This window comes from Mucilaginibacter sp., assembly GCF_036568825.1.
Classification (GTDB): Bacteria; Bacteroidota; Bacteroidia; order Sphingobacteriales; family Sphingobacteriaceae; genus Mucilaginibacter.
This window is the reverse complement of sequence record NZ_DATCRU010000091.1, coordinates 1-6209: the sequence shown is the minus strand read 5'-3', so window position 1 is coordinate 6209 and position 6209 is coordinate 1. Positions and strand designations below refer to the sequence as shown.

At 43.5% G+C, this 6209-nt stretch carries 6 protein-coding genes; 1 reads left to right on the top strand and 5 read right to left on the bottom strand.

The window, feature by feature from the left end:
- From VIM89_RS19875 to VIM89_RS19855, 5 genes are all read right to left on the bottom strand, one after another.
- Positions 1-2082, bottom strand: a 2082-nt coding sequence (locus tag VIM89_RS19875; protein WP_488157932.1) for a TonB-dependent receptor, incomplete at its 3' end; no start/stop codon positions are given.
- A 1-nt stretch (position 2083) separates the two neighbouring features.
- A complete protein-coding gene (locus VIM89_RS19870) occupies positions 2084-2779 on the bottom strand; it encodes a hypothetical protein (protein WP_488157931.1) in 696 nt (231 codons plus the stop codon).
- 137 nt (positions 2780-2916) lie between these two features.
- A complete protein-coding gene (locus tag VIM89_RS19865; protein WP_488157930.1) occupies positions 2917-4938 on the bottom strand; it encodes a beta-L-arabinofuranosidase domain-containing protein in 2022 nt (673 codons plus the stop codon).
- Positions 4939-5024: 86 nt separating this feature from the next.
- Positions 5025-5522: an SRPBCC family protein gene (locus VIM89_RS19860; RefSeq protein WP_488157929.1), complete on the bottom strand. Its 498-nt coding sequence runs from the start codon at positions 5520-5522 to the stop codon at positions 5025-5027.
- A gap of 49 nt (positions 5523-5571) precedes the next feature.
- Positions 5572-5910 (bottom strand): ArsR/SmtB family transcription factor, encoded by a 339-nt coding sequence (locus VIM89_RS19855; protein ID WP_488157928.1) that lies wholly within the window; start codon positions 5908-5910, stop codon positions 5572-5574.
- Positions 5911-6031: 121 nt separating this feature from the next.
- On the opposite strand from VIM89_RS19855, the gene VIM89_RS19850 reads away from it, so the two are divergent.
- A partial coding sequence (locus VIM89_RS19850; RefSeq protein WP_488157933.1) for an FGGY family carbohydrate kinase occupies positions 6032-6209 on the top strand: 178 nt, incomplete at its 3' end.

Sequence of the window (6209 nt, the reverse complement as noted above, 5' to 3'; positions counted from 1 at the left end):
CAGTGAGGCCTGCTTGCCAAATTGTGGTTTGATGTTCGGGTCGCTCAGCTTATAGGTGTCCGTCGGTGATATCGCCGTGGTGTTTGACAGCAGGTGGATGTATTGCCGCAGTGTATTGTACGATGCTTTTATAGAAGTGTTGTCGCCTACCTGGTATCTTGCCGATAGTCTGATCTCCGGCCCCTGGTAGGTGTTGATCACCTTGTTTTTGGCATAGGTGGTACTGTCCGTGATATTCACTGCTTCTTTGGGCAGGTTGGGTGCATAATGGTCCACCGTCTGAGGGCCCAGGTAGGCATATAATGAATACCGGATGCCTGCGCTGATGGACAGCTTCGGGGTGATATCATATTTGTCGCCCAAATACAATGCGCTCTCCAGCGCCTGTTCCAGTGGCACCTGGTCCGGCTCTACCAGCGATTTTTCTCCATTAGGCTCATTGTCTCCCGGGTTCAGTTTATAGTAGATTGAGCTTAATCCGAAGTTCAGCGTGTTCTTCGGGTTCAGGTAATAGTTAAAGTCGGTTTTAAAATCATATTGCCTTACCGAAAAGTTCAGCTTATAGGCATTTACCGGGTTGGCCGTGCTGGCTATATCATACTGGTAGTCATCTATGCCGGTCATGATCACGCTGTACAGTTTATTGGTATAGCTGTGTTTCCATTTAATGTTGGCGTTCCTGTTACTGTAGCTGTAGGCGGTATCGCTGTTCAATCTGAACTTGTCCTGGCTCAAATAGGTGGTCAGGTACAGGCTGTTCTTATCATCGATCTGGTGGGTGATATCAAAGTTGCCGTCATAGAACGAGGCTGAGCTGTGTTTATAAGCTTCCGGCAGCATGCTCAGCAGCCAGTCCGAATAAGTGGTTCTTGCTCCGAAGATGAACGAGGTTTTGTCTTTTACTATCGGGCCTTCCAGGTTCAGCCTGCTGGTGAGCAGTCCTATGCCTGCTGTTCCTGTAAATTTCTTCTTGTTGCCCTCTCTGTCGGTTACATCCAGTACCGAGGACAGTCTGCCTCCGTATTTCTCGGGGATGGTGCTTTTATACAGCTCGATGTTTTTGACGATATCGGGGTTAAAGGCGGAGAAGAAGCCGAAAAAGTGCGACGGGTTATAGATCGTGGCATCATTCAGCAATATCAGGTTCTGGTCGGCTGAGCCGCCCCTGACGTTAAAGCCTGTGGTGGCCTCGCCTACGGATTGTACGCCCGGAAGGGTGAGCACTACCCGCAATACGTCCGCCTCGCCAAAGGCGGTCGGAATCTGCTTGATGCTTTTAATATCAAGTTTATTTACTCCCATCTCTACGCTTCTTACATTGGCTACTTTCTCTGCCGATATCTTTACTTCTTTCAGCGAGGTCACCTGTTCCTGCATTTCGATGTTCAGCTTGCCATCTGAGTACAGCACGATCTTTCTTCTTGTATCTTTCATCCCAAGGCCTTTGATCACCAGGGTTTGTCTGCCTTTTGGCAAGGTCAATGAATAGTAGCCAAACTGGTCGGTGGCAATGCCGATCTTCGTATCCGGGTTATAGACACTCGCCCCGATGATCCCTTCGCCTGATTTGGCGTTCTTCACATAACCTGCCAGGTTGGCTGTGCCTTTCAGGTTGCTCGTCCGCAGGCCTATCTCATACAGCTTGTTCTCTGTCGTTGCCTCTGGTATCTTCGCTGCCTTCTCTTCCGAATAATCAACTACTGTTTGAGAAGCCTGGGTCGTGGATGATGTGGCGGGCTGATTATTGAAAATCCCCGGTGCTAAGTCGGCTGTTACTTTAAGATTTTTAGTCAGTATTACCTCGTTGTCATCGGTAATAAAATAATGGTAAACTGTATTTTGAAATACCTTATCCAAAACAAATGATAATGTTTTTTTGGTCAACGTTAAAGTAATCCTCAGACTATCCAACTGAACCGGATCATAATAAAATTGGCACCCCGTCTTCAATTTTAAATCAGCTGCCACCTGGCTTATTGATTCCTGCTTGTAATCAACATCAATTAATTGGCTACCCTGCTGAGCCTTTACAAATAGCGATAAGCTAAAAAGTATATAAAAGACGAGATAGAATTTTCCCATACTAATTGCTTATCTGATCATAATAACCTGCAACTTTGGCAACCGTACTCTCTTTGTCCTTATTAAAATTGATCTTGTTAACCCGCATAAATTCATTGATCTGTTTCTTCTTATCAGCAAGCGCATCTTTTAAATCGCCTTTGCTGCTGATCTCTAAAAACTTATCTCCTTTTTTTAGATATATGGTGCTATGATCCTCGTAAATGATCTCGGCGAACTGTGCCGACACCTGGTGATCGAAAACGGTCTTAATCCGTTTCACAAGCACCTTTGAACGGCCGTCATATAATTCATCATAAAACCCAATAGACATATTGTTCCGGCCTTTAGGGTCGAAATAAACAAAATGATGGCCAAGCAGGAATACGTCAGATAGTTTCTCCGGCTTCAATGCAAAAAGATAATTCCCGTTAACCGACACCATGATGTCATTATAAACATCATATAGTACCGGGATATCTTTATGCCATTTGGCATTAAAGCAAATCAGCGAGGGAGTACAAATATTCTTATCCTGGAAATAAAACGTGCCTTTATTGGCAGGAGGCAATAAGTCATACTGAGTGCCACTATAAATTTCAGATTGATCTCCAATATTAGCATTAAAATAGCTGATTGTATTAACCGCAGCACTGCTATATAAAGCACTATCCGGCGGCGGACTTTGAGCTGACGACAGCAAAACAACTAACCCCATGAAAGCAGTTAAAACTAAGGTCTTGATCAACATTCTTACAATTCAGGTAATTGGAGGGGTATACCTAAGCAAGATAAGTATTAATCAACTAAATTTATAATTCCTGGAAAATTCCTAACAAGTAAGTCATTAGGTCACTATTTACTTACAATAGGAAATTCTGATATCCTCAATTTGGTACATCCGTAAGGTATCAATGTGATCTGCTGATCAGGCTGAACCGGTTCATTTTCGTTGTAAATATTGCTATATGGCAGCGGCCCGGCCATATCATCATACAGTTTCCATGACGGTATTTGGCGACCTGTAGTTTTTATAATGATAGGCGTTGAATTAACCGTCCACGGATAATTGGCCACTTTTCCTGTTTCCTCTACTTTGAAAGCATCGTCCAGTTTATCTTTTGGTGTAGAGATCAATCCAAAATTCCATGGTGTGGTTGGCCTTACTTCATAAAATGTACTGCCGTAATTAATGGTATCCTTGGGGTTATTAACTTTTTTGACTTCTTGCCCGATCTTCAATGCATAAACCAGCGGCCCGCGTTCAACAGATACCGAATTCTCGTACCACCTGTTTTGACGAATATGCATGGGCAATTCCAATTCAACTACATCGCCTGACTTCCATTCATGGCTAAGTTTTACTATTTGATTTCTGGCCGGCTCCTGTTCTACTTTTCCATTTACTTTTATGACGGCTTTTTTGCACCACTCAGGTATCCTTAAATCAAATGGAAAAGCTACAGGTGATCTGCCATTTGTATTTAACGTGAATTTTATCGTCCCGCTAAATGGATAGTTGGTTTCTTCTTTTACATTAACCAGGGTGCCATTTGCCACGCTAATTTTTGCTTCTGATGGCGAATAAACCAATGCTGCTATTCCTTTATCAGCTGTTGCGTACCACAAATTTTGTGTGAATTTTGGCCAGCCCTGATGCATATTACTGGTACAGCAGGCATAGCCTGTCAACAAACCATAGCATACGTCAGTTCCGCTGTGATTGATATCAAAATTGCGATCGGCCTGGCTTACCATCACCTGATTTGCTTGCTGGAAATATTGCCTGTCTGTTAGGTTCTCATCCACTTGCGCAGGTAGGGCATTAAAAGCTATTCGCTCTAAATGATCAGCATAATTTACGTCGCCGGTGATCGCCAGTGTATTTTCCAGCGTGAACATTTCCTCTACAGCAGTGCAAAGCTCTGAACCTTGCGTTGGATTATTACCATGCAGCGATTCATCGCCGCCGAACATCCCGTTAACCATACCATTGTATTTGCGCAGATCGGCATAGCTTTTTTCGGTGGCGTCCAGATATTTCTTTTCCGTATGCTGTTGGTAATAGATGATCGGCTCTTTCATCCCCTCGGCAAGGTTTACACCGTGGATACTGCCGTTTCTTGCAAGCAGATCAGTATTTAAAAAAGATCCTGTATAATCAAAAGTTTGTTTGTGAAGCACTTCCGCCAGGTCAAGGAGGAATTTATCACCGGTAATATTGTACAGCCAGTAAACCACCATCAGGTTATCCCCTGCCCTGTATCTTGCCCAAAATGACCAATGATCCAACGGATGAGTTGGCAGTTCCTCTAATTGGTATTTGAAATAGTTCGTCAGCAGGTTAATTACCCGTTTGTCGCCTGTGGCTGAATAATATTGCATCAGCACCTTCAGCATTACGATCTTCGGCCACCAGTCGTGGCTATTATCGCGCTGTATCCCGGGCTCCGGGCTATAATCCTTTGCCGGACCAAAATAACCATCCGGCTGCTGGCTTTTTATCGTCCATTCAATCCAGGGTTTTACTTTGGCAATGAGTTCTTTATCATTCAGGATATAAGCCAGAGGCAAAAGCCCGTCTATCCAATATGGCCCGCGCTCCCATTGATCGCCGTCGCCACCTAACCAGCCATTGCGTTTACCCATTACGGATGGGTAAAGTTTATCAAGATTCCCAGTAGCCCCATTTTTCTGCCTGATCAGCATTTCGCGAAGCCAACCTTCAGGCTTTATTGCCCCAAGCGGTAATTCGATATAAGGATTTTGGCGCAGGGGGGCGCGACCGTAAACATAATTAGCGGACTGGTTCCCTTGCGCAAAAGAGCTAATACAGATAAAAGAAAAAAGGATGGTTAAAATGGTAAATGGTCTCATTATTCGGGCAGGTATATACTTTCAAAAGTAATAAAAACCTGCCCGAATGACCAAAATAAATTGTCAGGCTGACATTGAAAAGCAGGTCAGTTTACTAACTGCTTAGCTAAGAATTCGTCCAGCATCTGGTGAGATTCTCTCACACCATACTCCATTCCTGACTGAACCATGCCATCACGGTCAGCAACTGATTGAAATACCGATTGAATAGTTACCCTTGTACGGTCATTGGGCAAGACCTCAAATCGTGCAGTTTCCAATACCACATGACCAGTTTCAGGAAGGCCTTCAAACTCAAAAGTACGTATCAATCTTTCGGGCACTAACATTTCATGCGAAACCCCATGAAAACCATACTCGTTACCCGCCGGGTCTATATGCACATAACGGTATGAACCACCTGCGCGGGCCTCATGCTTGTCGATACGCATTTTCATATTGCATGGGCCAAGCCATTTCACCAACATTTCCGCATCGGTAAATGCTCTGAATACTAACTCGCGCGGAGCTTCAAATTCTCTTTTAATAAACAGCTCCTGTTTGCCTGGTTCGGCAATGATCTCGGTTTGATTATTTGATGCCATAACTATTTGTTTTATAATTGATTACTATTTATTGATATGATTTCTTCAATCATTTCTTTTTTTGTTTTGCCTTATATTCTTCCAATAGATCATCGAGTGCGTTGAATTTTTCTTGCCAGAGCTTCCTGTACTGTTCAATCCAGTTCGATACTTCACCTAACTGCTGCAGCGACGCTTCGCAATAGCGCTCCCTCCCCTGTTTCTTAATGACGATCAGCCCACACTCGGTTAATATTTTGATATGCTGAGAAATTGCAGGCCGGCTCACATCAAAATTCTCTGCAATAGAATTCAGATTAAGCGGATTAAATGCTATAAGGTTAATAATTTCCCTGCGCGTCGGATCGGCTATTGCCTGGAAAACATCCCTTCTCGATTGTAATGCCATTTTAATATGTAAGTATTTCCTTACAAATTTATATGTAAGCATTTACTTACGCAAATTTTGTGAAAATATTTTCAGATGGTTAAGAAATCCTGGTTCTTAAAACGCATATCTTGCATCAAATATGGACTATGTTTTAGGTATCGACATTGGCACCGGTAGCACCAAGGCTGTCGCGGTTGATTTGAAAGGAAATTCCTTTGCAGATGCCCAGCAGCATTATCCGTTTAATGCACCGAAACCCGGCTACCATGAGCAGGATCCGGAACAGATATGGCAGGCACTTGTCGAAAGTATCAAAG